The organism is Stenotrophomonas sp. 116085_Sma (assembly GCF_056479585.1).
The window spans coordinates 71,963-96,333 of record NZ_CM151057.1 but is presented as its reverse complement, the minus strand read 5'-3'; the positions used below and the strand labels follow the sequence as shown (position 1 = coordinate 96,333).

Sequence of the window (24,371 nt, the reverse complement as noted above, 5' to 3'; positions counted from 1 at the left end):
CCCTCAGAAAATTGGATCTGGCCCGAACGGATTCTTCTTTGGCATGGTGTGCTGACCGCCGAAGTTGGGTGCGTTGTTGAACTTCTCGTGGCAGACCTGCAGAGCGTGGCCACAACCGGGGTATGCCGAGACCAGCGCCCCAGCAGCCAGCGGCGACGCAGTGAGCAACGTGAGGGTCGGGCCGACATGGGCAACCACGAAGCGGTACTCCGTGGCCGAGCCCTGGACCCACTTGATGAAGCCGCCCACGAACCAGCCATCGGGCTTGGCCGCAAAGGCACTCGACGACACGGATTGAGACGTGGCGGCCGAGAGCAGACCATCGACGCGGAATAGCTCTTGATTCAGACCGCAGTCGGCGTCGAACAACGCGAAGGGACACTGTCCCTGCCAGCAGCGTCGCAAGCCGTTGGTCGCGGCGGCGCCGATGTTGCTCTGGCAGGTCAGGACCAGGTCGTTCTGCCGTTCGGTGAAGTCGCTCAGCACCCCATTCCAGGTACCACGAAGGGCGCCATCGCTCTTGCGCACCCTGCGCCAGCGAACCGTGATGCGCTCGGTCGGGGGGAACGGTCGAAGCACCAATGCCAGCGGGAGCGACAGCGGCACCGTCACTTCCAGGTTCGACCTGGCTTCCTGCGCCGACTGTCCCAAGCGCCCGCGCTTGAGCGCCACGGCAGTGAACACCTGTGAGTCGTAGGTTTCGGCGCGATCGCTGGAGGTATAGCGCCAGCGCTGGGAACCCCGGCCAAACTCATACAGCTCCACGTCGCGGGAAAAAAGACTCATGGTTCGCTCTCCTCAGCGCCAATGCCGGCGAAGGACACGCGGCAACGCGCGACGCCCTCACCATCGGTTTCATGGGACAGCTCCACGGTGTCGGAACTGAGGCGGGCCAGCACCATCCAGCTGATCAAGCGGATGGCACTCGGCTGCAGGGCGATGCCGTGCGGCACGTCCAGCTGCAGGAACTCCCGCTGTGGATCCAGCTCTGTGGCCTCAAGCAGCTGCCGGTACAGCACCTGGCCACTGAACAACTCGATGCGCAGGTGGCGCCGGCCGGACTGAGCACGCCCGAAGCGAGCCACACCCGCCCAGGCGATCACGATGCCGCTGGAGGTGGTCAGGGCTGGCTCGACCAGCTCCAGGTCGTCGGCCCAAGACGGCACCCACAGAGCGGCCGCCCGGCCTTGCAACCAGTACAGCAAGCTGCGCAGGTTGGCCTGCTCCGTGCGTCCCCAGGTCTGCCAGGCGTGTGACTGCAGTGGCCATGCCTTGCCGGTGATGTCATCGACGGCAACAGGGCCGATATCGCCATCGATCACCACCAGCTGCCGGCCGAACTCGGCCGTCTGCGCCTGGTCGAGGTCGGGGCGCTGCTCCAGCACAGGTCGACCGCGATAGACCGCCGCCGGCGCCGCTGCTGGCCAGTCGCAGGTCTCCACCGCCGCCAGGCGCACGGTCGAGCGCATGACCTGGTCGGTCACGCGTTCCAGGCTGGGGGTCTCGGCAATACGAGCTGTCCTGCAGGGCAGCACCCATGTGCCAGGTGCCCAGGCGTTGGCCGTGGGGCGGGCCAGCTGCAGACTGTCGGCAGCAATGTCGGCCACTTCCACCAGCTCGTAGGTGGTGACGTCCTTCCAAAGCATGGCCAGGCCGCCGGGGCGGTAGTCGCGCTGCGTGGCGGCCTGTACCGGGATGGACTGCACCCCCAGCGCCAGGCGCGCACTCAGCCACGACACGTCGTTCCAGACCGGCAGCGCCCAGGTACGCGCCGACCAGTCGAACAGTGCGTGTTCAAGCACCTGGCGCTCGCGCCGGTCGGCCAGCACGCTGAACTCCCAAGAGCGCCTCGGCGAGCCACGCAATGGGAATCGGGCTTCGCCGCCGCCGATCGACTGCTGGACGTCGGTCGCCCAGGCCAGCGTTTCGGTGACAGGCCGCTCCCAATCCGGCGGCAGCATCCACGCCGACATGCGATTGCCGGTAATCGTGACGGTGCGGCGCCCCAGGGCCACGAAGTCGTAGGACAGCGACGCCGCGATTACCGGCGGGCCTTCGGTCGTGACCGACAGCTGCCAACGGCGCAGCTGCAGAGCCGAGAATGCCGACGGCGGGGCGCCAGGACCTACCAGCTCGACGCCTTCGCCGTTCTCAAGGGTCACCGAGGCCAGGGTCTGCTGCTGGAGGTATGAGTTCCAGACCTGGACGTAGCGCACCTGGTTGGTGACCAGGTTGCCCAGGTCAATCCGCAGCGGCAGAACATGGATCCGGTAGTACCAGTCGTCGAACGATGTGCGCTGCTGAGGGCCGCTGGATCGCTGTTCGGGTTCCTCGATGGTCGATTCTTTGGTCGACCCGGTGTAGAAACCCAGCCGTGCAGCTGCGCCGCGAAACTGGAGAGGAATGCGGGTGCGCGGTATCGCCAGATTGCCACTGCGCCAGTTGGGCCCTGTGCTGCTCTGCGTGGTGAGAATGATGGCCATCAGGACTTCTTCACGGCCCAGCCATAGTTGCCACTGGCCGGCGGCGCGTTGGTGACGCTGCTCATGGCCAGCTTGCGCAGCCACGGAAATACCATCCACGTGTCTTCGCCGATGGTGATCTCCTGCTCGGGCTCGAGCTTTTCCAGGTAGCAGGCACGAAGTCCAGACACTCGCCCGATCGGTGATAGGTACACACCGGTACCGGGGCGGCGAATGCTCAACTGGATCGGATGAAGCACGCTGCGGCCAGAGAAAGTGTTCTCGTCGCAACCTCCCAGGGCGTAGCCCAACCACATGCTGTCGTAGATGGAGGAAGTGGTCGACTGGTAGATAGATCCCACACCGGATCCTGCCTGACCCTCGGCACCCAGCGTGCTGTTGTAGTAGTTGCAGATCCTGCTGTAGCTGTTGGCGCGACCATCCTCAGCCGAGTCTGCACGCACGTGCCCACACCCCGTGGTGCTGGTGTTGTGGCCGAACGGAACAACGTTGCTGCCACTCGTTGTCAGCATCCCGCTATAGCTTCCCGTGCGCGCCCAGTAGGTTCCGTCGACGTACGTGCCGCCCGTGTACGCGCCGGCCTTCTCAAGAACGCCGAAGGTGTGATGGCGGTACTCGCCGGCAACGGCCTGTGCGATGGCGACGTGGATCGCGTTGCCGTTGGCGAATAGCTTCAAACGTGGGAATGGCCCAGCCAGCTCGTACGTCAAGATGTCGCGCGGGGACACGAGCGGCTGTACCGACGGTGTTGCGTTCCCGTCATAGCCAATCGAGATGCGAGATATCAGGCTCAGCTGGTCGGTATTGAAAAGATGGACGTAGTCAGAGACGCCAGGAATACGGAGCGTGGCTGTGCGATTGGCACCGACCAGATTGTTGCGCTCGACGGTCCAGCCGTTTGCCTGCGCGAACTGGACCACCAGGTCGATCAGAGTCTGTACGTTGGGGACGTTGGTGAATTCGGCGTAGGCCATCTCTTACTCCAGAGCAAAGGCGGCGTACTGCCCATCGCCTGTTCGATAGACATTGGGCACTAGCAGGTGGTCCACGCTGTTCACCGTGGCGATCTGTTCAGCCGTGGCACCAAAGGCCGGCGTGTAGAAGACGCCGTCAAAGCTGCCGTAGAACTGTCCGCCCTCTGGAACCTCGCTGACGCGCGACCCGCGATCAACGCTGCCCGAGGTCCAGCCGACCGCCATAAGCTGACCGCGCTGTAGCCAGCGCTGACCATCTAGGCAACTGCGGACATTCTGATTACCCACATATGGGTTCCAGGGCATGGTGATACGGCCCGTGGCCACGTTCGTGGTGTTGTACCCATTACGAACTGGCAGCCACGCCTGCATCGGCGTGAAGAGGTAGCCTTGACTCAACGCGTCGTTGCTCTGCCCGTCCGCGATCGCATTCCAGAAATTGGAGTGGCCGTAGGTATCCAGCGACGCTACACCGTTGCTGCCCAGGAACGAGCCGCCGATGAAAAGCGGGTAGCTCCAGTCGCCCGGCAGGTGCTCGGGCAGGATGAAACCTGCATACAGAGCGTCATAGCGCCCGTTGATGCGGGTGATCACCTTGAAGCAGCGGCCGTTGGCAATAAACCAGTATTTGATGGGTGAATTGACGCCGAGGATCGACACGTAGTTGGAGTTAGCACCGGGCTGCGTGAGGATGCCTGGCAGATCTGGGTTGTACGCCGTGTGGCCGCGCATGCGCATGTTGTAGTAGTTGCTGGCCGGCACTACCCACGCCTGCAGCGATACGTAGATCTCATCCTCTCCGGAGAGCCCGCGCCCCTTCAGTGACACGAAATCGTTGGCCGCGATCGGACCGCTGGCCACGCCGCCCACCACCTGCCACTGCTGGTTCGCTGCCACCAGGGCCGCGTTGGTGGTCAGGAAGTCCCGCAGGCGGGCCATGAGGTCGGTGATGTTGGCTGCTGTGTCGGTTGCCCAGGCCATGTTCAGAGTCCCAATACTTGGCGGATCGCCGCAGAGTTGCGGTTGATCTTGTTGATGATGGTTCTGTCGCTGCCTGGATCGTCGATGTAGTCCTCGAACAGGGTCGGGGATACCTGATTGATCAGGCGCAGACCCAGCTGAGTAGGCGAGCCTGTCGGCGCTGCGGCCACGGTGTTGAACACCGGCGAGCGCTGCAGCGAGGGCATCTGGCTGACCAGGCCGCCGTCGGCAAAGGCATACGCGCCCCAGCGCCGGACGGCATCCATGCCAATGGCATTGAAGGCGTGCAGGAACGCCAGCGCACCAGGCTGTCGGACCACCTTGGCACGGGCCACGAACTCGCCATCGGACAGCCAGGCCGCGATGCTGTCGCTGGTGCTGGTACCAGGACCACTGACAGGGCCGCCCTGGGCCTTCTTGATCGGAACCGGTGTCCCAACGCTGACCGTACCCGTCTTGCTGGCGGCGCCAGCGAGCCCACCAATGATGTCGACAACACCGTTGGCATTGTTGGCAGCGGCCAGTGCTGCGGCAGCTTGCTTGAGCTGGACCGCCGCAGCGACCAGGGCTCCCGCACCGGTTACAAGTCCGCCACCCGCGCCGGCCAGCGCCGACGCGCTACCCGTCACGGCACTTGCGCCGGCGGTCACCACGCCACCGGCAGAGGACAAGGCCGCCGCCGACGCCTGCGTTGCGGTCGCCGCGGCAACCTCGGTACCGACCTCGGCGCCCTTGTTGAACAGCTTGCCCGTCAGCGTCGACGCCAGCTTGGCCGAGAGCTCATCGGCCACGTACCCAGCCAGGCCGCTGGCGATGGACTGGAAGAAGCTGCGCACGATCTCGCCCAGGGTGGCATTGCCATTGGCCAGCGACATCAGAGCGTCACGGAATGCGCTCTGGAACGTGGTGCGCACGTTCTGCTGCAGCAGGTTGGTGGTGGCGGCCATCTCCTTGAGCTTGACAGCCATCTGCTCGGCCGCCTGCAGCGCCTCGGGGTTCTTAAGCGCCTCAGCGGTAGCACGCATGCGATCGGGCAGATCGCCCAGGGCGGTCAGTTGCTGCCGGGACAGATCCACCAGCTTCTGGCGTGCCTGCGCCTCGGTGATCAGTCCCGCCTGCAGTTCAACCTGGATGCGCTGTTGGGCCAAGCCCATCTCGCCCATCGCGCGGTTGTAGGTTTCCTGCATTTTCTGCAGGTCCGCCGTCAGCCGCACCAGCTCCTTGGCACGGTCGACCTGCTCCACGCCCGCTTGGTTGCCAGCCTCGACCATCTGCCGGCGTGTGACTTCGAGCTCGCGCAAGCTCTTTGCCTGCTGCGCATCGGGGCCGCGCCCTTCAAGGTTGGCGATCTGATCCTGCACCTCCAGCAGCTTCTTTGCCGCCTCTACGCGAAGGCGATCAGAGTCCAGCTTCTTGGCGGTGTCCAGCAATTCCTGCTTGGTCTTTGCCGATGCGTTCTGGAAGTTCCCTTCCTTGATCGCAGCCTCGATCTCTGCCGTCTTGGTGGCCTTCTTGCGGCTTTCATCCAGCGTGCCGACCAACTCGATCTCTTGCTTCAGGCGCTCCAGTTCGCGCTGCGCCGCTGCCTCATCCTTCTGGGCTTCTGACTTGGGACCCTTGGGTTTCTTGGGAAGGCTCTCCGCATAGCGTGCGCGGGCCTCTGCCTCCAGGGACTTGATCGACTTTTCATCCATGCGGCCGGCCTTGCCCAGTGCCCGGATATTGGCGATCTCCTCTTCGAGCTTCTTCACCTTGCTCAGATTGCTGATGCGAAGCCGCTCGAACTCCTGCCTGGCCTTTTCTTCCTCCGGCGTGAGGGGGGCGTCGATGCCAGCCATCTGCACCTTCACAGGCGCGTTGGTTCCAGAGGCCGCCCGGATGCGCGCTGCCATCTTTCCGGTCAGGTCGGCAAAGGAGGGAAGCCCGAAGTTCTTGGTCAGCGTGCTGCCGACCACGCCCAACCCGAGCAGATCGGACAATCGTGGCAGTTTGGCCAGCACACCCCATTCGCCGGCCAGCTGCACAACTGCGTTGGTGAAGTCGCCGAGCGCGCCCCATGCACCGCTGACATCTTTCTTGACCTCCTGCCAACCACGGGCGAGCGCGGGCATCGTTTCATTGCTCTGCGCAGCAACGTCGTCCAGGCGGTCGGCGTAGATCCTGATCGCCTCCGCCACAGCTTCCTGCTGGTTGCCCTCCTTCACCAGGGCGCGCACCCGCGCCAGCTGGGCCTCGGTCAGGAAGTTCTCCGACTCGGTCAGCGCCAACAGGCCTTCGACAGGATCCTTCTTCAGGGTGAGGAACTTGGCGACGGTGGTATCGATGGCCTGGCCGGCGGAGGCCTGCATCTTGGCCGCACTGCGGGACACGAGCTCGAACTGTTCACCGGTAAAGCGGCCGGTCTGCGCCACCTTCGTCAGCGCCTCAGCAGCGGTGCCTCGGGAGACGCCCTGGAGACCGGCGAGCTGATCGCGCCGAGCCTGCAGGTTGGCAGTGCTGGTGGCGGCATAGTTGTTGGTGACGATCAGTGCCCGCTGGAAGGCCATCTCTTCGTCGACCGCTTGCTTCCAGGCCAGTGCCAGGCCACCGACCGCCACGGCCAATCCGCCGACCACGGCTACGGTGGGGGTGATAGCGCCAGCCAGCGCACGCGCGGCTGGCACCACACCACCGAAGGAATCCTTCAGCTGGCCGCCCTGCTGGATGGCCACCATCCAGATCGGCATGCCACTGACGATGCTGGTGGTGATATCGGTGATCTGCGCCGGCAGCTGGCGCATCGCCATCTGGTACTGGCCCGCGGAGATAGCGCCGGGTCCGCGCCCGCGATTGTTGGCCTCGGCCAGGTTGACGGCATTGCGCTGGATATTGATGCCGGCCAGGGCGCGGTTGTATTGCTCGCGACTGATGCGGCCAGCATCCACCGCCGACTGGAGCTCGCGCTCGTCGCGCTCGAGTTTCTGCAGCTTGGCCGACGCACCGTCGTATCGGCCCATGACGCCTTCTAGGGAACGCTGACGCTGCTGCTCAGTGCGGCTCAGCGATGCTTCCTGCTTGTCCAGCGTCTTCAGCGCGCTGTTGTAGTCCTCGGCGGTGATCAGCCCGCGCGCCATAACCCGGTCGAGCAGGGCTTCGGTGTCGGCCAGTTCAGACATGCTGGCCGCGCCCTGCTGCAGGCGGGCATCAAGCTCGGAGATCGAGCGGATCTCATCGGCGACCGTCTTCTGCATGGACGCGCCGGCAGTTCGCACCCGGTCAGCTGCAGACGCGCTACTGCGGCTGGCTTGATCCAGCGCGCCGGCCGCCTTGTCGGCTCCCTTGGTGACACCCTCCAGACCTGCGCCGGCAGCAGTGCCGGCGTCCTTGACCGAGGCCAGACCCCGCTGGAGTACCGGCAGGGCTTTCTGGGCCTGCTCGATATCCAGGGCGATGCGCATCGCAAGTTCAAGGTTGCGGGTGGCGGCCATTGTTACTTCAGTTCCTTCAGCAAGGTGGTCGCCGGATCGCCCCCGGCATAGGCAGCGTTGGTGTCGGTAATGCGCTCCCGCCGTGCTCGCCGCTGTTGGGCTTGGACATGCTCCCAAGCGAGCAGGATCTGGCGCTGCGTCATCCGACCGATGTCGGCAAAGCAGCGGCCGTAGCCAGCGCAGATCAGGTCGGTGAAGACCCGTCCATAGCCGACTGGCTCACCCTTTTGCCGACGGCGTTGCGCAGCAGCCGGCGCAGCAAAAAATTTCCGTTGGCCTGCCACCACAGCAGCAGCATCTGCTCGCCGTCGGTTTCATTGAGCGTTTCCAGCCAGCCTTCCTGTGCCCGCACCTCGGCGGCAGCATCCTGGCACTCCCCCGGCGCAGGGGCGATGGCGCAGGCCAGAAGATGGCGGATCAGGTCAGGGTGCGATAGCAGTACATCGGTCACCTCCAGCATCGACGCGGGCTCACTTCCCTCAAACAGCGGCTGCAGGTCGGCCAGCAGCGGAGCGGCCAGAGGCAGGATGCGGGCTCCTTCGAAGAAGCCGTACTCGCGCACGATGATGGTCTTGCCGTCGACCTGGCCCTGCTGCTGCGCAGCCAGGATGTCCAGTTCGTCGGCCACTGCCCCCGAATCCGGCGAGCCGGATTCGGAGGGCAGTTGGTCCTGGTTGCCAATTCGGGTGGCCATCAGGCGGCGTCCACCAGCATGACGCGGGCGTACAGACCGAAGCGCGGATCGGACTGGCGAACCGGATCGATCTTGGCCTCGCCATTGAGCACGATCTCACCGAAGGTATCGTTGATCAGCGCCAGGGATTCAGCCGCCGGGAACGAAATGCGGTTCACGTCGGCGCGGACGCGCTGAGTGGTACCGTCGACACTGTTGACGGCGTCGAACAGCACGTAGTACTCCGACTTGCTGCTCTCGAACACCTTGACCACGCTGTGGGCGGCGTACTCGTAGGTCTTAGCGGCCACAGCGGACTTGGTGGTCAGGAAGGTGATCATGCCGGTGACCGGGTTGACGGTGTAGTCGGTGTCGGCCACCAGCGGAGCTGCCGGCGTACCGCCCTCCAGCACCAGCGCGCTGATCGCGGCGTACTCCAATGCGACCACGTCGCCCGGCTTGACGTCGCCGATGGCCTCGTTGGCGACCGAGCCCGACGCCAGATCCAGACGCGTGCCGTCGGTGGCCAGCGCCAGATTGTCAGTGTTGATCTGACCCAGCGTCAGCCGCACACCCAGGTTGCGCTCGGTGGTCATGGTGGCGGCGACGCCGCGCACACCCGACCAGCTTTCCTTCTTGGTTTCACGGGTGCTGGACATGGCCAGCTCAAGGACGCTGCCGTCATACACCCAGCGCGCCGGCGCGCGGCTGCCGTCGGCATTGCGCAGGCCCAGATACACGCGGCCCTGGAACGAGAAATATTCGGTCTTAGACATGGCTTACTTCGCCTCCTGGGCGCTGGCAGTAGGCGCCTGGCCACCGGCCCTGCGCGATGTGTTGGGGGTGGAATCGGCCTCGGGGGCGTCGATGAAGCCGCGTTCGACTGCCCAAGGCACCAGGTCGGCGGGAACCTCGACTGTTTCGCCGGCGGCAATGGGCTTGCGCGACAGCGTCAGGCCCGGCTTCTTGATCGTGTATTTCTGGGTGGTCATCGCGGGATCTCAGGTTGAAGAAGGGCCTGGGTCTTCCATACGTCGACCCACAGGGCGGTAGCGGCGTCGTAGTCCTCGAGGTTGCCCTCGATGAGCTGGCAGGCACGGCCACCGGCAATGGGCGGCGTCCAGCCCAGCAGTGGTTGGCGAACCTTGCCCAGAAGGATCCGGAGCTCATCAATCACCTGGGCGCCGCGCTGTTCGCGGTAGTTGCGACACACGGTCACCACCGCGAAGTTGACTTCGACCAGCTGCGCCAGGCGCGACTGCTGGCCCAGGATCGAGGCGCCGGTCTTGGTCTCCAGCGGCATCTCGCGGGCCAGCAACACGTAGCAGCACGGCGCAGGGAAGTCGCGCAACGCCTGGACGGCGGCGTAGTCGGCGCTACCCTGGATCTGACGCACGTCCTTGTCGCTGACGCCCTGGCGGATGCGATCGCGCACCAGGCCAATGTCGAAGGGCTGCGTGCTCACCGGCCGTAGTCCTGCAGGGTGCGGTGGCTGAACTCCCGCGGCGGTGCACAGACCTCGGGCGCGCCGCCACTGGGCGCAGGCAGCGGGTCATCGGCGCCGAGGCTGAACTTGCTATCGCGCACCAGCTCCAGAAAGCGCAGTGCTTCCTTGTAGTCGCGCACCACCGGATCGGTGCGCTCCTCGGTGTTGACCCGGTCCTTATGCAGCAGGTAGCGCGCAATCCACCGTGCCCACGTGGACACAATCCCCGGTACCGGCGCCGGCAACGGCACCGGATAGGGCTTGGGCTTGCGCATGACCAGGTAGCCGTTGATCAAGCCATCGGCGTCGTCCAGAGCGCGCTGCACGTGCGCGGCCGCCTCATCGGCGATCGCCACGTCGGCTGGGTCGAAGGCGCTGCGATCGCTGCCGAGCAGCGTGGCATCCATCAGCGCATCGTCCACGATCGGATAGCGCTCCGGCGTGGCCACCTGCGCCAGCTCCTGAGCGAGCTTGGCCGCCGACAGCAGTGCGAGCGTGCAGTAGGACATGGCGGCCGATTACTCCAGCTCTTCCGGGGTGGCCGGTTCGTCACCGAGGACGCCAGCATCCTGGTAGGCCTGCGCCTCTTCCCACGTCATCTCGATCCACGCCGGCGGCTTGACGACGACGTCGTTGTGCTTGAACGGGCTGAGCACTTCGAAGCAGGCAGACAGCCAGAGACCGTTGGACAACGCGGGATCCGTCGAATGGTCGCCCGTTGCAACAGCATCGAAAGAGGTAGAGGCGTCACCCGAAGGCGTACCCGCCTCGGCGCCGGCATCCTGGTCCGCTACAGACTGATCGCCCGGCGGTTGGTCGACGGCAGCGCCATCGACCTCCGAGGCGACCGTCTCGGCGGGCTGAAGTTCGCCGCGGCCTTCCTCCGGAACCCAGCCGCCCTGCGCCGGCGACGCGTCGGCAGCCTTCTCTTCCGTGACGGCCGGCACATCGGCCGGCTTGCCGTCCTGGACGGGCTTGGGTGCGCTGGGCGGCGCAGTGCGGGGCTTGGCCATGACGAGATCTCCGAATAGGTGTGGTGCCGTGCTCTCCGGCTGTCACGCATGGTTTTGCTGTGCTTCGCACGGCCAGGTCCCGCGTTCGCCTGGTGCTGCCGCTCGCTGGGTTGTACGGGTAAAGCGGCAACTACGCCGACTATCCTTCGCCGGCTCCCTTCATCACGCTGCGGGCGCGCCTGCGTTCTGGATCAGGTAGCCCGCGACCATGCCGCTGAGCACCGGAGTGCGGTTGTTGTTGACCGGGTGAATCCAGGACTGGCGGTTCTCTTCGCGATAGGCCTGACGCACATTCGGCTCGCCCGCCATGCTGTAGGTGTAGCCATAGCTCGGTCGCGCGCGGTTGCGGCGGTTGCCGCCGCTCGGCGGGGCCACGAACGCTAGGATCACGTCCTGACCCCACACATCGCCCAGGTCATCATCCTGGCCGGTAGCCACCACCGCCTCACCAATGTAGATGTTCGGGATTTCCCACATCGACGCCAGGATTTGGGTGGTCAGTGCATTGAAGCCGCGATGCTTGAGGTAGTCCTGAATCTTCGGATTGGCCTTGGCTGCTTCGAATGCCGCCGCCGACAGGATCGCCGTGTTCGGCCGCATACCGATGCTGGAACGAATGGCCTCCTTGCCGACGCCAATATCAGCAGTCGGATCACCAGAGGCGCCGCGCCAACGATTGACGCCCACCAGAGCGACCTTGTGTTCGTTGTCGTAGTTGGCCGCATTGCGCGCTACGTCAGCGCACTCACACTCGTGTTCCAGCTCCATGATGTCCAGGACGATATCCACCGCGTCCTGCGAAGCGTCCAAGCCTGGGCCGTTGGCCGCCTCATTGGCGGTTTCATCCGGAACCACCGCCTCCAGTGCTGCAGGGATGATGGCGTAAGGCTTGCCCTGGTAGCCGAACTGGACGCGCTTGGTTGCTTCGCCCGGCGCGCGCTTGGTGTTGTAGCGACGGAAGCCTTCCTTTCCGAACGTCAGGATCTGACCACCAAAGGTGGCCACATCGACGCGCGGGAAGAGGTACTGGCCAACGTTGCCGGGGCGGACGTAGCCGAGTGCATGGGTGGTCAGGATCGGATCGATGATGCGAGCCTGACGGAGAGTCTGCTGGGACATGGAAGGTCTCTCTGCGAGATGGTGAGAACGATGAGCGGCGGCAGTTGTGGCTGAGATCAGCCGGTGGTCGCTGGCGCGTTGGGGATCAGGAGCACTTCGACGCGGTCACCATCTGCCGCGGCAGGCTGCAGAGCCTGAGCAACGACAACGCCGGTAGTGCGAGCAATGAGTTTTCCAGTAGATCCCACCTGCAGGTAGGCACCGTCGTCAAACGCTCCGCCAGCAGTGGCGATGCTGGTGCCCACCACATCAACGGGCACCCGGTCGCCCACCAGTCCACTGGTGTTGGTCACACCGAAGGCGTTGCCGCCGGCGGTGGCGTACTGTCCGTCACGACCGACGACGCGCTCGGCTTCCAAGGCGACTGCTGCGATGACAGCCAGGGTGAGCAGCGAGATTTTCTGAGTCATGGTTCTGCGCTCCAGCGCGAGGAATGAGTTGAGAAGCTGCGTTTGGATACAGGTCAGGAGACCGCTTTGACTGCCGTGAGGTAGTCCACCCCCGCGTGGGTACGCTGGTAGTCCAGCGCCTTGTTGTGCAGCGCAAGCCGTTCCGGGTCGACCTGGGTGCCAGCCGGTGCAGCGAAGTTGGCCGCGCCTGGCCCCACACCTTCACCACCAGACTTCTCACTGAAGTCCACGGCCTTGGGCAGGCTGGTCAGCAGCTCGCGCAGCACCGATTCGGCCGGCTTGGACACCGTCGTTTCACCCTCGGCGAAGTTCAGCGGATCCTTGCCATTGGGCTGAGCCAACAGCAGTTCCACCACGGCCGGCTGCTGGCGCGGCAGCAGCTTGCCTTCCTTCACCAGGCCTTCGGCGAACGCCACTGCGTCTTCGCGTCGCGCGGCCTGTTCACGGGCGGCGAGGGCCTTCTCGCGAGCGTCCAGGGTGGAAGCCTGCTGGTCGAGCTGCTGCTGGCGCTGTGCGTGCTCGACGTTGTTCTGCTGGGACATGGGGTCGATCTCCGATTTGACCTGTTCACGAGTGGGAGGCGGTGCCTGGACGGGCGCAGGTCCATCGAGGGCGCTGCGCGGGAACTGGGTGAGCAATGGCGATGCGAAGAGGGCCGACGTGCGCGAGTTTTCGTCATCGCGTGTGCTGCTCTCGATGCCGCGGATCTGCCAGTCCGGAATGACCTGGTCAGCCGTCTCCAGGCCCTGGGTATCGATCAGCCAGTCGCGGAAGCGGCGGAACAGATCCGTCAGCGTCCAGCCCAGCGGGGCCAGCGACATGGCAAAGCACGCAGCGTCATCGCCTTCGGCGAAGGAGGCCGACTTGAGCCCCTTTACTGCCGGCGGCTGCGCGCCCAGGAAGCCGATGTGGCGCAGGTAGTACTTGCCCGGCGTCGGGTTCCCCGGCGAATCGGGCATGAAGATGGAGGCGCTGATCTTCTTGAAGCGGCCGTTGTTGACCAGCTCCGCGAAGGCAGGATCTACCTCGTGCGGTTCGGCCATCAGGAGGCCGTCCTTGGCCTGAAGCACTTTGCTCCAGCCATAGGCCGGGTCGTCGGTTTTGGGATGGCCCACCACAATGGGCGCTTCGTGCAGCGCCGGATCGTAGCTATCGGCGATCTGCTGCACATCCGCCTCGCTGAAGGTCAGCGTGCGGCCGTCTTCGGCAACGTGCGTGCCGGCTTTGAAGATCTGCAGGGTGGCGGCGGGCTGGTTCATGCCGCCAGTTTTCCCGCGCCAGAGGTCGCTGTCTTTGAAACTGGTTTCCAACTTTCGAGGGCGGCAGCGGACTGGCTCATGCCCTCCTTTTTCCCGCAGTACCGTCTCACGTCTTGGGACGGTGCATTGCAGAGAATTTCAACCGCAGATGCACGATGCGCGTGCGGTGATCGTCCTGCGTGGAAACAAGTGCCAGTATCGGCCGCACAGGTGTGTCAGACACCAAGCCGGTGTGGGTGACGCCCGAGTGTGGCGGCGCGCCTGTAGCGGCGCGCAGAGCGCCTCCCACGCGACGATCAATCGAAGGCGCCGCTCACGTGATCTTGAGCGATATCCAGCAGCTCTTTCTCATCCTCGCGACTGACGCCAAGCCAAGGGCGAGCAGCGATGGTGTTCGTGTAAGCAGGCATCGTGATCGAGCGCCTATAGCGCGTATTCTTGCGATTGGCTTTGACGAACCGGCTACCGCCTTTGCCAGTCTTCAAGTAGATCTTGGCCGGGCGCGCCGGGTGACGGATGGTGCCGCCGAACTGATGGATGGCGCCATAGGGCGCATTGGTACCAACCAAGACGGCCTCATTCCCATCCGTTTGCCACGATGCCATGTCGCCGAGCATGTGGAAATCAAACTTCAGAATCGGGACGCCGGGGCGCTTCTTCTGTTTCCAGCGTTTGTAGCTTGGCTCCAGTGCACGCCATCGCTGTCCGGTCGGATCACGCTCCTTCTTGGCTCGCTCGCGTGTCGACCTCAGCAGGTACTCGCCCCAGTCTCTCAGGATCAGTTGCCGTGCTTCGCCCTCCAGCTGGCGCAGCGCATCAGCCAGCGCAGGTGTTGCCGAATCCAGGGTGACTTCGAGCTGCGCCATCAGAGTGCTCCCTGCAGCAGCTGCAGCGTGCCATCGGCGACGCTGCGCTTGAGATCAGAAGGCATCAGCATCTGCAGCTGGGGCTGGATGGTGCTGACGCCCGTTTCCGAGATGGCCACGTCGACCACCATGAAGGCCGGGCGCCCCACCGCAAGGACATACCGCAGGTGGCCTGCGGCCACGTCCAATAGGATGGCCACCGCATCGAGCAGGCGGATAGGCAGCTCGGCTGCGGCGATGGCGACCGCGCCAGGCCGAGTGATGGGGAGCTGCTCAGCCAACACTGCAAAGGCCGCCGTCGCTGGTCGAACGGCAGCGCGCTGCAGCTGCGACACCAGACCGGGAGACAGTGCGCCGGCCAGGTAGCGAGCAGCGTGCGCGGCATCGGCGTCAATGCTGGCCAGCCAGCTTGCGTAGCCGGCCTGCAGGGCGTCCCTGGCACGCGGCCGCGCCAAGGCCTGGGCGGCACTGGCGGCAGCGGGCGCCGCTGGCAGCCGCGCGCCCGTCTCCAGTGCACTCTGCAGAGCGGAGGTCAGTTGGCCTGTCAGCGAGGGCGGTGTGACCGGACCACCACGGCCACTGGGCCAGTGGTCCGCCGTTGCTCCAGGCGCGTAGCCGAAGCCAGGATCGACGCCTGCCGGCGTCAGCACCGTGCGCGGTCCACCGGGACTGCGCTGCCCGACCGTCACCGACTGCATCACAACCTCAGGGGCCGTGTCGGGGCCGTCCTTGCCCAAGCGGCGCAGATCGCGTTCGTTGAGCGCATCGACGTAGCACTGGCAGCCCCAGCCGTTGGCCGGATAGTGATAGCGCCACCAGGGATCATCATGGCGTAGCACCATGCCATTCCAGGACACGTGCAGTGGCCGGGGGTGTTCGACGGCATCGTTGTGGTTGTAGCGCCAGAACGGCCGTACCTTGATCAGCTGCTGCAGCTGGGCCCAGCGCCCGGCGTTGTAGCTCTGACGCAGGTTGGTTTCGTAGATCACCCGCGAGCGCCAGTTCCGGCCGCCGTTGTAATCCCAGCCATGCGTGGCCACGATGCGGTCGAAGTCTTCGCGGAACTGCTCCAGCGTGCGGCCCTCGGCGATGACACGGTCGATGGACTGCCGGAAGTCGGCCAGCAGTGCGTCACGGTTGGCACCGGCCACCATGAAGCTGGTGTCGTGCTCGGCCTCCCACACGTCCAGGTAGCTCTCGGTGAGCACGTTCTTCTTGCGACGGAAGAACTCGATCTGCTCCTGGAACGGCAGTTGAGCGTAGGCAACGCCGGCCATTGATCAGTCTCCCGCGCCCTGGACGTCGGTACGGCCGGCCAGCGTCGCTGCCGTCATCGCATCGGCCATCACCGAGGCGTAGTCGTCCAGGGTCATGTTCGGATGCAGCTCGAACAGCCGGTCGCGCAGTTCCTCCAGCGAATCGACCTCATCGACCAGCTGGCGGATCTGCTCCACCCAACCAGCACCGAGGGGCGACAGTCGCCGATCAAGCTGCTGGCCCAGGCCGATGGCAGGATCAGGTGCCTTCGGGGTGCTGTCGGCAAAGGCCGCCGGATAGTGCCGGCGCAGCAGGCTACCCACCGTACCGCCGGCATCAGCGAACTGCGGCCCATCGATCGCTGTCGGTACCGCAGGTGGCTCCGGCAGCGCCTGGACAGGCTCGTAGTTGTCCCCATAGGTCTGGTCCATGTAGACCTGCTTGGGCTTGTAGCCCAGGTCGAGGATCTTCTTGTCGCGACTGGCAGTGGCGTCCAGATCCTCCGGCTCTTCCGTGACGCGGTAGACCCGTGGGATGGCTGCGCCGGGGAAGTTCCATTCGGTGAGCCAGCGCGCCGGCCCCTTGTTGAAGGACTCACACACCAGGTCTGCATCGGAGGTGATGATGTCGCGGCGCACTTCCCGCTGCAGCTGGTCGTTGCCCAGCTTGCCGGGTGTGCCCTGGGTGCTGGCGGTCTGGCCCAGCACCACCTTCTGGATGGTGGCATCCATATAGTCCTGCAGGGCCTTGTAGTCGGCCGTGCCACTGCGCCCGGCCTCCAGCAGCGCCAGCTCCATGCCCTTGGGCATGATGATGCCGCTGTCGGTCTGGATCGCGCGGGTGGCCTGCAGCAGCTTGGACTTCTCCGGATCGGTCGCCTCACTGTCGTACTTGCCCACTGCGGTGGGCATGCCGAACTTCTCCAGGAAGATCAGCCAGAACTTGAGCCCGTTGCGCTTGAACAGCACCGGCCAGTACAGCCAGTGCGCCAGCCCCAGGCCGTAGGGCTCATCGTCGTGATCGGCACCGGAGCAGAAGTTCCAGAAGTACGGCGCGAGTGCCGGGACGCCCTCCGTCATCTGGGTCTGGGTGAGCAGGCGCAGGTCGCCTTCCTTGCCGTAGCGGAAGCGTCGGCGATTGCGGACCTTGATCGCCTCCAGGCCGATGCGGGTGCCGTCGACCTTGTACAGGATCTCGGCCACGCCGTAGCCGTAGAACACGCCAAACAGCATCTTGCGGGTGACGTTGTCCCACCCGATCCCGTGCAGCTGCTCCTGCAGATACTCTGCCGCCTGGCGGTCGATGCGCTTCTCGCCACCGGGCTCCACCTGCCATTCGCAGGCCACCACCGAGTCCTGGCGCGATCCGAAGGTGGTTTTCACCTCCGGATCGGACAGCACCTGCTCGTAGATCTGCAGGTCATAGCCGCCCCGATTGCGCAGCACGCTATCAAAGGGCAGCAGCAGCGGCCCGGTGTAGCCACGGGTGATGTCGATGCCATCGGCGGTGGTGGCAATCTCGCGGCCGATCTCTGGGCGGGCGATGGTCATGCGAATCCTCCAAAATCATTGCCGCCGCTGACCGTGCCGAAGGCATCATCGGTCACGACGGTGGCCACGCCGTCGGCTCGGCCGTCGCCGATGTAGGCGCGAGCGCCGGCCGCCTGGAACTCGATGGGTACCGAGGTGACGTGGTTGAGCGCGGCAAACTGCATCAGGGCGCCTGCGATCGCGCCGTCGCCGTGGCGCACCAGTTCCGGATCCTGCAGGTCCTTGCGCTCCAGGCGCGGCACCATCGGAATGCCATCAACGTACTCCACGGCCCGATGGTCATCCTCCAGCGATGCGTCCCTGGGCACGGTGATGAATCCGTCCTCGAACAACGCGATGTACTTGGGCATCCATTCGCTGTACCAGGGGCGCGACAGGGTGACCTCGTGGATTGGGCCACCGCTGTAGCGGCCCGTCTCGGCATCGAGCTCGGCACGGCCGTAACGGTCGCCTGTGTACTCCATCAGAGTCTGGCCCGGCCCGGTGGCGTCGCCAGCGAACGACCAGCGGCCGCGGAAGCCCTCATTCAGCGCGTCCAGAAACGCCCACAGGATCTGCTCCTGCTGGCGGGTGGGCGCGTTGGCCATCTCGATCAGGAACGGCACATCCCGGCGCAGATCCTGACTGACCTTGGCCGGCTTGATGACCGAGAAGTGGCGGTGGCGCGCAAAGTCCATGCCGACCGCCCAGCGCCCAGTGAACCCGGCCACCGCAGCACGCAGCACCGGCAGCAGCGTGGTGGCGATCCAGACCGAGCACCAGATCTCGCGTTCCTTCTCCGAGCGCTTGGGGAAGTCGTCATCGAAGACCAAGCGCAGCACAGGGCGGACCTCGGACATGGCCCGATCGATCCAGACTGAGGGGATGGCCGAGCCATCTCCGTCGCGCGGGATGACATCCAGCTCCTCGCGCATGGCGGCCTTGCGCGGGCCATAGGCCGAGCGGATGGCGGTGTACCACTCCTTCTTGCCCTCGGCGGTGGCCACCTTGCCACGCATGGCGCAGACCCGCTCGTACAGGCCGTTGGACACGGCATCATCGAAGCTGATGCGGATCACCCCGGCCTTCTTGCCGTAGCGACCGGCCTGGACGTCCTGCACCAGCTGGTTGAACGGATTCTTCTTGCCGCGGTGTGTGGACCACACGCGGATCCGGCCACCCCAGATCAGCAGCGCGGTGGCTGATTCGAGCACCTTGGCCACGTCCTTGTGCAGCGCCGCTTCGTCCAGGTCGACCACGCCCTGCAGGCCGTGGATGTTCTCCGGGCGCGAGGACAGTGCCGTGATACGGAAACCACTGGCGAAGCGAACCCGGAAGGCCTGGATCTGCCGGCTGGTGCCGTCAGGCTGCTGGTCCTGGAAGATGTGCTGCTCGATACGCGAGGCTTGGCCTTGGGCAATGATCGGCGCGAACTTGGCCACATAGCCAATGAACTCCAGACCCTTTTCCTTGGTGTCGGCCATGTACCACACGTTGTCGCCGCCGGCGTCCTTGGCAGAAGCGGCGGTGATGGTGTCGCTCAGCGCCTGGGCGAAGGTGATGCCAGTGCGGCGCCCCTTCTCGCAGACCGCGATATCCAGCCCTTCCTGCATCCGGATCCATTCGGACTGATGAGCCATCAGCACACCGGCCTTGCTCGGATCGAAGTTGGCCGAGATCGAGCGCACGCTCTCAGGCAGCTCATCCCAGTCCAGGACGCGCTCGGTATCCGGCAGGGGACCCAGTGCACTCACTTAGCCGACTCCATGCAGCACCTTGTTGCGCCAGAACTCCACGCCCTCGGCGTCCAGGCCCTTGGCTCGCGCAGCCTCCTCGACCCGGCTGGCCGCGTCGACGAGCGCCTTCTGGCGGATCTCGCCGGCCCACTTCTCGCGCACGATGGAAGAGCGGGTCAGCTCGGCAATGGCCTTGGCCGCCTTGCTGTACAGCGCAATGCGATCGGCGGGGGAAATGCTCTCATCGTCCTGGTCGGCCGCCTCCTGGAACTGCAGCAGTGCTTCGAACAGGTCGGTCTGCAACAGGCCCATCAGCGCGCTGCCGCGCTCGGCGGCATTGTCCGGCGCCTGCTCGGCCACCAGTTTCATGGCTTCTGTGCTGGCGCTGATCGAAGCCAGGCGGCGCTTGAGCCGCTTGGCGCGTTCGTTGACGGTGGTCTTGCTGATCTCGTAGCCCTGCTCGCCCAGCCATTCGGACAGCGAGATGCTGCCACCGAAGGCGTTGGCAACCAGGCGCCGATCCAGCTCGTCACGCACATCGGCCGGCAACAAGTCGATCTTGCTCACGGGAGGCATGGGGTCACCAGTACTTCGGCGGGCGGGCGATCCCCGGACCGCAGTCGATGCTGTACTCGACGATGTCCACACCGTGGCGGGTCAGCTCCGCCGACCACGGCCCCGACGGGGATTTGGTGATGTCGATCAGGCGACGGGTGTCCAGGTAGTCCAGTTCCCGGCGAACCTCCAGCGCGGTGGCATCCGGGTACATGTCCTGGGCCGCGCCGGCCAGGACGGCTTCACCGATCGGATAGGGGCGTGAGCGATCCAGCACCAGCAACATCAGCCAGCGCAGCTGCTCCCTGCGCAGCTTGCCCAAATCCGGGCCTTGATTTCCGTGACTCACGGCGTGTTCCCCTTGCTTTGCATGTTCGTGATCTTCGAAGCCACTGCATCAAGCTTTGCCTCGATAACGCTCTGTCCGCGGGCATAGTCCTCGCGGCGGACGTAATCCTTCGCAACTTCCAGGCGGAAGTCGGTGAGGTGACTCTCAACCTCGCGCCAGCGCTTGCTGTCGTTGATCAGAATCGCCAGCTGCTGATCAGTGCGTTGTTGCAGCTGGTTGACCAGCCAGCGGCCGCCGGCGATCAGGCCGCCAAGCAGCGTGATGCCGATGCCTGCGAACCACACCAGGTAGAGCGGTTGCACTTCAACGATCATGGGTTGGTCTCGACGGGTAGGCGCTGTCCGGTGAGGACGCCGATGACGCGCTGGCAGGAGCGGACGTGGTCTTCAGCTTCGGTGACGATTTGAAGAGCAGTGCCTGCAACCTCTGGACGTAGTTGGGCGCTCGCATCACGTTCGACGGCGCCAGAGACGGCTTGGGACAGGCGGGCGGTGTGACAGGTGGCGAGGTCGTCGCGCAGCTGGAGATTGCCAGCGCGCAGGTCAGCCACAACAGCAGCAGGGATGGACGCGGACGCCTCCCGATCATCTTCATGTTGGTCTCCGATCTGGGCCATTTCCCTGGCCTGGGTATGCTCGGTGTCGCGAGCATTGCGCTCGCTTTCCAGTTGCGATTGAAGCGTGGTCACGCGCTGCTGCGCCGTGGCATCACGGGCCTGCGCGTCCAGGGCATTGCCGCGATAGAGAAGTGCTGCAGCGATGGCGACCAGCAGGAGCACCAGCAGCAGGGCGACCGTTGCGGTCAGGGTGCGGACCATCAGTACCGGCCCTCGCACATCGCGCGCTCAGCGGTGCGGCGGCGCTCCAATCCCTTATAGGACTTGCCGCCGGCATTGGCCCAGTTGCTCAGCTGGGCACATGCGAGGTCCCAGCGGCCTTGATTGGCGTAGACACGGATCCGCGGCTGCTGACCGTTGCGCAGCGTGCACAGGCCGTCCTTGACGCCAGCACCACCCGGACCGACGTTGAAGGCGAACGACGTCAGGGCGGCCGCCTGGTAGTCCGTCATCGGCACCTTGATGCAACTCTGCACGGTGTTCCAGGCGACGCCGAGGTCCGACTGGAGCAGACGCTCGCATTCGGCGCGGGTGTAGGTGCGCTGTTCTACCTTGGCCGTATGGCCGTAGCAGACCGTCAGCTTGCCGACGACATCACGATAGGGCTGGGCCGAGTAGCCCTCGAAGGGCTGCACCAACCCGAGCAGCAACGCCAGCATGGTTGCCAGCATTCCGCCCGCGATGGGCAGTGCCTTGTTACCGGGTTGCTCTGCTGCCATGCGCCATCTCCAGGGAAAGATGGCCGACGGGCAGACGAGGATGCCCGCCGGCCAGGTGCGCCATGCGCACACCAAACCGATGGGCAGAGTTTCAGTCTTTGACTGATCGTCGTCTTTGAAACTGGTTTCGAGGAATCTCACGCGCGCGCGTGGGACTGTGCAGATCCCTTCGCGACGTGCGTAGCTGCAGAAGACTATTCGCCCTTGGGCTTATGCGCTTCCCACCAACTGTTGACAGAGGCAGCGGGCGGTGTTTCCGGTTTGGAAGGTTGATAACCAGGATTTACAGCGGAAGGTGCGATCGCCGCAGGACCCGGGGCTTCTACCCTGGGAATTTCAACGTCTCCACATCGCTTGGCGGCAAAAGCCCCCTGAAGCTGAGCTCGCCTTTCCACTGACGTCCTCTTTGCTTCATTCCGTTCGATCACATTTCCGATCCCAAAGTCACCCAAAAAGCTGGCAATGGACATGCCGCTGAACTTTGCTTGCTGCTCGACCTGCCTATCAAAGGCATCCACCTTGGATAGTTCAATTCGGATCTGCTCACAAGAATAGTTCAACGTCTCGTAGCCAGTTAACGGCTGCAACCGGCCATAGCGTTTGGTGGCACAGCCGCTGACAGATATCACCAGCACTGCGCCAGCAATAGCGAGCACTTTCCACTTCATGTTTTCCCCCTGGTTGATTTGCTCTTACGCCACATCACTCTGACGAGCCGTGCTTTTTCGTTTTGAGTTCCGGTTTCGACTGGGCGAACGCAGCACTTGTTTTTTCAAGAGCCACCTTCGCGTCTTCAGGACTGTTCCGGTAGTTGTTCAGCAGCATCGCCTCGCGACTTGTCAACTGCACCCCTTCTCCTGATGCGCCCATGCCGGTGAGAAGCCAGAGCGGTTGAGTACCGAATAGCAGATTCAATTTAACGAGCAGTTCGACCTCTACTGGCCGCGTTCCCGCCTCGTACCGGATGAGCGTGGTTCGCCCGATGCCGAGCAGCTCAGCGAAGTCCTTCTGGCTTCTATCGCCCCGGATCAACCTAAGCCTTTCGCCGGTGTCGCGCCGGCTGTCGTTCTCTGAGTTTCCGTCAGTCATTTTGTTCCCGCTCGGGTATTGACAAGTGTTCCCGCACGGGAACATCATTACTTCCACTGGCAGCGCCTACAGCAGCCAACCAATGGAACAAGGATCAAAGGATACACGCGATGAGCGAACCCGCCCCCAGCCTGGATCTTCACCTCAAGGTCCGCACCGCCTTCGTTGGCAAGGGCACCAGTCTCCGCGGCTGGTGCATGGAGAACGGCGTCCCCCCGCAGAACGCCCGGGACGTCCTCATCGGGCGTTGGAACGGCCCGAAGGGTCAGGCCCTGCGGCGCCGGCTGCTGAAGGCCGCAGGCCTGAGCGCCTCAGCATGAGCACCGCCGGCCGCCCCCTGGACGAAGTCCCGACCCGCGAACTGGAGCTGTTGCTTGCCTCGGCCCGTGACCAGTACGCCACCGCTGTGAACAACTGGCAGTGCGCCGTCGAATCAGACGAGCCGCTGGCCAACACCCTGCCGCTGGCTGGTGCCGTCGACGCAGCCGACCGCCGCGCCGTCCGGATCCTGACGGAGCTGGCACGCCGTCAACAGGGTGCTGCGGCATGAGCGAGCAGAGCATCTTCACCCGCCTGCTGTTCACCCTGGCCGGGCACAGCCGCACCGGTCTGCGCCTGAAGCCGATCGCCGACGGCATCGGCGAATCCCCCAGCACCACGCTGCGCAACCTGCAGCGCCTGGCCGAAGACGGCCTGGTCGAACGCTCCCCCTTCGACCAGGAAAACTGGCGCCTGGCCCCCCGAATTGTCCAGATCGCCTTGGCCCATCAAGCCGAGGTGGCTCGTGAAGAGCGCCAGCTGGACGACTTCAAGAACCGCTACAGCCGTAGCCCCAACTGATGACGAGGATCGAAATGGCAGAGAAGCAACTCAACAAGCGCGGCGCCAAGCCGCTCGCCCAGGCCGAGCCAGTTGTCCAGGATCTGGACGCGGAAAAGCTGGCCGAGCGCAGCCAGGAGCTGGTTACCCTCGGTGAGCACCAGAGCGAGGTGGTGGATCAGTTCGGTGACGGCCTGCCGTGGCACCCGGACCACTACGAGAACGCCATTCGCGGCGAACTGCGCCGGGGCTGCGAAGCCTTCCTGCGCGCCGGCCGCTACCTGGTGGTTGCCCGCGAATGCGCAACGCATGGCGATTGGCAGGGAATGCTTGAACGCCTGAGCATCGAGCCCCGGCAAGCCCAGCGCATGATGGAGGCCGCTCGTCGCGTCTCCATGCTCCCAAATGCGTCGCATGCGACGCATTTGGTGGCTGCCACCAAGACCCAGAGTCGGCTGATCGAACTTCTTTCATTGCCGGAGGAGCAGTTCACCGAGCTCGCGGAACAAGGTGAGACCGGCGGGCTCTCTCTCGATGACGTCGAGACGATGTCCCGTGCCGAACTCCGCGCCGCCATCCGCGACGCCCGCGCCGACCTTGAGGCCAAGGATCAGCGCATCACCAAGTTGAGCGACGATCTCAACAAGGCGGAGGAGAAGACGGCAAAAGCGCAGAAGAAGTGGAAGAAGGCCACTCCGGACGAGCAGTCGCAGGAACTGCTGACCCAACTGGAGCTCGCAACCTCCCAGGTCCGTCTAGCCATCGCCACCGGCAGTGAAGAAGCCGGCTTCAGCGGGGCGGTGATCGCGCTCATGCAGCACGCCGAGCAGCACGACCTCAATGTTGATGAACAGGTGGCCGGGATCATCGCCAGCCTGATCAACGACCTGCGCCTTGTCCGCGACCACCAGGAGGTGGGCGTCACGGTGATTCATGACCGCCGCCTGGCCGACTGGAAGCGGGAGGGCTGA

The 24,371-nt window shown here is 64.7% G+C and carries 29 protein-coding genes; 4 read left to right on the top strand and 25 right to left on the bottom strand.

What is annotated here, in order from left to right; all coding sequences use genetic code 11:
* Positions 1 to 3: 3 nt before the first annotated feature.
* The 25 genes from ACZK0Z_RS00510 to ACZK0Z_RS00390 all read right to left on the bottom strand — a co-directional run bounded on the left by ACZK0Z_RS00510 (position 4) and on the right by ACZK0Z_RS00390 (position 22,581).
* On the bottom strand, positions 4 to 786 hold the full coding sequence (locus tag ACZK0Z_RS00510; protein ID WP_478449361.1) for a phage BR0599 family protein: 783 nt from the start codon (positions 784 to 786) through the stop codon (positions 4 to 6).
* Entirely contained in the window at positions 783 to 2,483 is a 1,701-nt protein-coding gene (locus ACZK0Z_RS00505) for a hypothetical protein (protein ID WP_478449359.1), read from the bottom strand. The genes ACZK0Z_RS00510 and ACZK0Z_RS00505 overlap by 4 nt, the downstream gene beginning before the upstream one ends.
* Positions 2,483 to 3,457, bottom strand: coding sequence for a hypothetical protein (locus ACZK0Z_RS00500; RefSeq protein WP_478449358.1), 975 nt, complete (start codon positions 3,455 to 3,457; stop codon positions 2,483 to 2,485). Before ACZK0Z_RS00500 ends, ACZK0Z_RS00505 begins: the two co-directional genes overlap by 1 nt.
* 3 nt (positions 3,458 to 3,460) lie before the next feature.
* Positions 3,461 to 4,438: a hypothetical protein gene (locus ACZK0Z_RS00495; RefSeq protein WP_478449357.1), complete on the bottom strand. Its 978-nt coding sequence runs from the start codon at positions 4,436 to 4,438 to the stop codon at positions 3,461 to 3,463.
* Between the two features lie 2 nt (positions 4,439 to 4,440).
* Positions 4,441 to 7,905: a phage tail length tape measure family protein gene (locus ACZK0Z_RS00490; RefSeq protein WP_478449355.1), complete on the bottom strand. Its 3,465-nt coding sequence runs from the start codon at positions 7,903 to 7,905 to the stop codon at positions 4,441 to 4,443.
* A gap of 184 nt (positions 7,906 to 8,089) precedes the next feature.
* Positions 8,090 to 8,599: a DUF6631 family protein gene (locus ACZK0Z_RS00485; protein WP_107378964.1), complete on the bottom strand. Its 510-nt coding sequence runs from the start codon at positions 8,597 to 8,599 to the stop codon at positions 8,090 to 8,092.
* Positions 8,599 to 9,354, bottom strand: a complete 756-nt coding sequence (locus tag ACZK0Z_RS00480) for a phage tail tube protein (RefSeq protein WP_107378965.1) — start codon at positions 9,352 to 9,354, stop codon at positions 8,599 to 8,601. The genes ACZK0Z_RS00485 and ACZK0Z_RS00480 overlap by 1 nt, the downstream gene beginning before the upstream one ends.
* A gap of 3 nt (positions 9,355 to 9,357) precedes the next feature.
* A complete protein-coding gene (locus tag ACZK0Z_RS00475; protein WP_107378966.1) occupies positions 9,358 to 9,570 on the bottom strand; it encodes a hypothetical protein in 213 nt (70 codons plus the stop codon).
* Entirely contained in the window at positions 9,567 to 10,043 is a 477-nt protein-coding gene (locus ACZK0Z_RS00470) for a phage tail terminator protein (protein WP_234367979.1), read from the bottom strand. The genes ACZK0Z_RS00475 and ACZK0Z_RS00470 overlap by 4 nt, the downstream gene beginning before the upstream one ends.
* The gene (locus ACZK0Z_RS00465) at positions 10,040 to 10,573 is read right to left on the bottom strand and encodes a gp436 family protein (RefSeq protein WP_107378967.1); all 534 of its coding nucleotides are present in this window, start codon (positions 10,571 to 10,573) and stop codon (positions 10,040 to 10,042) included. Before ACZK0Z_RS00465 ends, ACZK0Z_RS00470 begins: the two co-directional genes overlap by 4 nt.
* Before the next feature lie 9 nt (positions 10,574 to 10,582).
* Positions 10,583 to 11,077 (bottom strand): hypothetical protein, encoded by a 495-nt coding sequence (locus ACZK0Z_RS00460; RefSeq protein WP_057503376.1) that lies wholly within the window; start codon positions 11,075 to 11,077, stop codon positions 10,583 to 10,585.
* A gap of 162 nt (positions 11,078 to 11,239) precedes the next feature.
* Entirely contained in the window at positions 11,240 to 12,196 is a 957-nt protein-coding gene (locus ACZK0Z_RS00455) for a hypothetical protein (protein WP_057503377.1), read from the bottom strand.
* A 56-nt stretch (positions 12,197 to 12,252) separates the two neighbouring features.
* Positions 12,253 to 12,606 (bottom strand): capsid cement protein, encoded by a 354-nt coding sequence (locus ACZK0Z_RS00450; protein ID WP_057503378.1) that lies wholly within the window; start codon positions 12,604 to 12,606, stop codon positions 12,253 to 12,255.
* 53 nt (positions 12,607 to 12,659) lie between these two features.
* Complete coding sequence (locus ACZK0Z_RS00445) at positions 12,660 to 13,865, bottom strand: hypothetical protein (protein ID WP_064968337.1); 1,206 nt, start codon at positions 13,863 to 13,865, stop codon at positions 12,660 to 12,662.
* A 296-nt stretch (positions 13,866 to 14,161) separates the two neighbouring features.
* Positions 14,162 to 14,731, bottom strand: coding sequence for a phage virion morphogenesis protein (locus ACZK0Z_RS00440; protein WP_057503380.1), 570 nt, complete (start codon positions 14,729 to 14,731; stop codon positions 14,162 to 14,164).
* The gene (locus ACZK0Z_RS00435) at positions 14,731 to 16,008 is read right to left on the bottom strand and encodes a phage head morphogenesis protein (RefSeq protein ID WP_099590028.1); all 1,278 of its coding nucleotides are present in this window, start codon (positions 16,006 to 16,008) and stop codon (positions 14,731 to 14,733) included. Before ACZK0Z_RS00435 ends, ACZK0Z_RS00440 begins: the two co-directional genes overlap by 1 nt.
* A gap of 3 nt (positions 16,009 to 16,011) precedes the next feature.
* Complete coding sequence (locus ACZK0Z_RS00430; RefSeq protein ID WP_107378968.1) at positions 16,012 to 17,538, bottom strand: DUF935 domain-containing protein; 1,527 nt, start codon at positions 17,536 to 17,538, stop codon at positions 16,012 to 16,014.
* Entirely contained in the window at positions 17,535 to 19,271 is a 1,737-nt protein-coding gene (locus ACZK0Z_RS00425) for a hypothetical protein (protein WP_107378969.1), read from the bottom strand. The genes ACZK0Z_RS00430 and ACZK0Z_RS00425 overlap by 4 nt, the downstream gene beginning before the upstream one ends.
* Complete coding sequence (locus tag ACZK0Z_RS00420) at positions 19,272 to 19,820, bottom strand: DUF3486 family protein (protein ID WP_158229543.1); 549 nt, start codon at positions 19,818 to 19,820, stop codon at positions 19,272 to 19,274.
* 13 nt (positions 19,821 to 19,833) lie between these two features.
* Positions 19,834 to 20,157: a hypothetical protein gene (locus tag ACZK0Z_RS00415; protein ID WP_024957611.1), complete on the bottom strand. Its 324-nt coding sequence runs from the start codon at positions 20,155 to 20,157 to the stop codon at positions 19,834 to 19,836.
* Entirely contained in the window at positions 20,154 to 20,471 is a 318-nt protein-coding gene (locus tag ACZK0Z_RS00410) for a hypothetical protein (RefSeq protein WP_008265891.1), read from the bottom strand. Before ACZK0Z_RS00410 ends, ACZK0Z_RS00415 begins: the two co-directional genes overlap by 4 nt.
* Positions 20,468 to 20,974 carry a lysis system i-spanin subunit Rz gene (locus ACZK0Z_RS00405; RefSeq protein ID WP_107378970.1) on the bottom strand — a complete coding sequence of 169 codons (507 nt, stop codon included), beginning with the start codon at positions 20,972 to 20,974 and terminating at the stop codon, positions 20,468 to 20,470. Before ACZK0Z_RS00405 ends, ACZK0Z_RS00410 begins: the two co-directional genes overlap by 4 nt.
* Positions 20,974 to 21,633: a lysozyme gene (locus tag ACZK0Z_RS00400; protein WP_159054930.1), complete on the bottom strand. Its 660-nt coding sequence runs from the start codon at positions 21,631 to 21,633 to the stop codon at positions 20,974 to 20,976. The genes ACZK0Z_RS00405 and ACZK0Z_RS00400 overlap by 1 nt, the downstream gene beginning before the upstream one ends.
* 53 nt (positions 21,634 to 21,686) lie before the next feature.
* A complete protein-coding gene (locus ACZK0Z_RS00395) occupies positions 21,687 to 22,160 on the bottom strand; it encodes a hypothetical protein (RefSeq protein WP_231298636.1) in 474 nt (157 codons plus the stop codon).
* 34 nt (positions 22,161 to 22,194) lie between these two features.
* Positions 22,195 to 22,581, bottom strand: coding sequence for a helix-turn-helix domain-containing protein (locus ACZK0Z_RS00390; RefSeq protein WP_064968338.1), 387 nt, complete (start codon positions 22,579 to 22,581; stop codon positions 22,195 to 22,197).
* 110 nt (positions 22,582 to 22,691) lie between these two features.
* Between ACZK0Z_RS00390 and ACZK0Z_RS00385 the strand changes: the two genes are divergently transcribed.
* From ACZK0Z_RS00385 to ACZK0Z_RS00370, 4 genes are read left to right on the top strand one after another with little or no spacing between them, the layout of a single operon-like run.
* The gene (locus tag ACZK0Z_RS00385) at positions 22,692 to 22,901 is read left to right on the top strand and encodes a hypothetical protein (RefSeq protein ID WP_024957605.1); all 210 of its coding nucleotides are present in this window, start codon (positions 22,692 to 22,694) and stop codon (positions 22,899 to 22,901) included.
* Complete coding sequence (locus tag ACZK0Z_RS00380; protein WP_057503387.1) at positions 22,898 to 23,131, top strand: hypothetical protein; 234 nt, start codon at positions 22,898 to 22,900, stop codon at positions 23,129 to 23,131. Before ACZK0Z_RS00385 ends, ACZK0Z_RS00380 begins: the two co-directional genes overlap by 4 nt.
* Positions 23,128 to 23,421 carry a helix-turn-helix domain-containing protein gene (locus ACZK0Z_RS00375; RefSeq protein ID WP_057503388.1) on the top strand — a complete coding sequence of 98 codons (294 nt, stop codon included), beginning with the start codon at positions 23,128 to 23,130 and terminating at the stop codon, positions 23,419 to 23,421. Before ACZK0Z_RS00380 ends, ACZK0Z_RS00375 begins: the two co-directional genes overlap by 4 nt.
* The gene (locus ACZK0Z_RS00370; RefSeq protein ID WP_231298637.1) at positions 23,421 to 24,371 is read left to right on the top strand and encodes a DUF3102 domain-containing protein; all 951 of its coding nucleotides are present in this window, start codon (positions 23,421 to 23,423) and stop codon (positions 24,369 to 24,371) included. Before ACZK0Z_RS00375 ends, ACZK0Z_RS00370 begins: the two co-directional genes overlap by 1 nt.

Coding starts and splice junctions, on each gene's coding strand:
- ACZK0Z_RS00500 (WP_478449358.1), bottom strand. CDS start 3,457: ATGGCCTACGCCGAATTCACCAACGTCCCCAACGTACAGACTCTGATC.
- ACZK0Z_RS00455 (WP_057503377.1), bottom strand. CDS start 12,196: ATGTCCCAGCAGACTCTCCGTCAGGCTCGCATCATCGATCCGATCCTG.
- ACZK0Z_RS00380 (WP_057503387.1), top strand. CDS start 22,898: ATGAGCACCGCCGGCCGCCCCCTGGACGAAGTCCCGACCCGCGAACTG.
- ACZK0Z_RS00505 (WP_478449359.1), bottom strand. CDS start 2,483: ATGGCCATCATTCTCACCACGCAGAGCAGCACAGGGCCCAACTGGCGC.
- ACZK0Z_RS00440 (WP_057503380.1), bottom strand. CDS start 14,731: ATGGCGCAGCTCGAAGTCACCCTGGATTCGGCAACACCTGCGCTGGCT.
- ACZK0Z_RS00430 (WP_107378968.1), bottom strand. CDS start 17,538: ATGACCATCGCCCGCCCAGAGATCGGCCGCGAGATTGCCACCACCGCC.
- ACZK0Z_RS00460 (WP_057503376.1), bottom strand. CDS start 11,077: ATGGCCAAGCCCCGCACTGCGCCGCCCAGCGCACCCAAGCCCGTCCAG.
- ACZK0Z_RS00410 (WP_008265891.1), bottom strand. CDS start 20,471: ATGATCGTTGAAGTGCAACCGCTCTACCTGGTGTGGTTCGCAGGCATC.
- ACZK0Z_RS00510 (WP_478449361.1), bottom strand. CDS start 786: ATGAGTCTTTTTTCCCGCGACGTGGAGCTGTATGAGTTTGGCCGGGGT.
- ACZK0Z_RS00465 (WP_107378967.1), bottom strand. CDS start 10,573: ATGTCCTACTGCACGCTCGCACTGCTGTCGGCGGCCAAGCTCGCTCAG.
- ACZK0Z_RS00475 (WP_107378966.1), bottom strand. CDS start 9,570: ATGACCACCCAGAAATACACGATCAAGAAGCCGGGCCTGACGCTGTCG.
- ACZK0Z_RS00385 (WP_024957605.1), top strand. CDS start 22,692: ATGAGCGAACCCGCCCCCAGCCTGGATCTTCACCTCAAGGTCCGCACC.
- ACZK0Z_RS00490 (WP_478449355.1), bottom strand. CDS start 7,905: ATGGCCGCCACCCGCAACCTTGAACTTGCGATGCGCATCGCCCTGGAT.
- ACZK0Z_RS00405 (WP_107378970.1), bottom strand. CDS start 20,974: ATGGTCCGCACCCTGACCGCAACGGTCGCCCTGCTGCTGGTGCTCCTG.
- ACZK0Z_RS00435 (WP_099590028.1), bottom strand. CDS start 16,008: ATGGCCGGCGTTGCCTACGCTCAACTGCCGTTCCAGGAGCAGATCGAG.
- ACZK0Z_RS00450 (WP_057503378.1), bottom strand. CDS start 12,606: ATGACTCAGAAAATCTCGCTGCTCACCCTGGCTGTCATCGCAGCAGTC.
- ACZK0Z_RS00370 (WP_231298637.1), top strand. CDS start 23,421: ATGACGAGGATCGAAATGGCAGAGAAGCAACTCAACAAGCGCGGCGCC.
- ACZK0Z_RS00390 (WP_064968338.1), bottom strand. CDS start 22,581: ATGACTGACGGAAACTCAGAGAACGACAGCCGGCGCGACACCGGCGAA.
- ACZK0Z_RS00445 (WP_064968337.1), bottom strand. CDS start 13,865: ATGAACCAGCCCGCCGCCACCCTGCAGATCTTCAAAGCCGGCACGCAC.
- ACZK0Z_RS00495 (WP_478449357.1), bottom strand. CDS start 4,438: ATGGCCTGGGCAACCGACACAGCAGCCAACATCACCGACCTCATGGCC.
- ACZK0Z_RS00375 (WP_057503388.1), top strand. CDS start 23,128: ATGAGCGAGCAGAGCATCTTCACCCGCCTGCTGTTCACCCTGGCCGGG.
- ACZK0Z_RS00485 (WP_107378964.1), bottom strand. CDS start 8,599: ATGGCCACCCGAATTGGCAACCAGGACCAACTGCCCTCCGAATCCGGC.
- ACZK0Z_RS00395 (WP_231298636.1), bottom strand. CDS start 22,160: ATGAAGTGGAAAGTGCTCGCTATTGCTGGCGCAGTGCTGGTGATATCT.
- ACZK0Z_RS00480 (WP_107378965.1), bottom strand. CDS start 9,354: ATGTCTAAGACCGAATATTTCTCGTTCCAGGGCCGCGTGTATCTGGGC.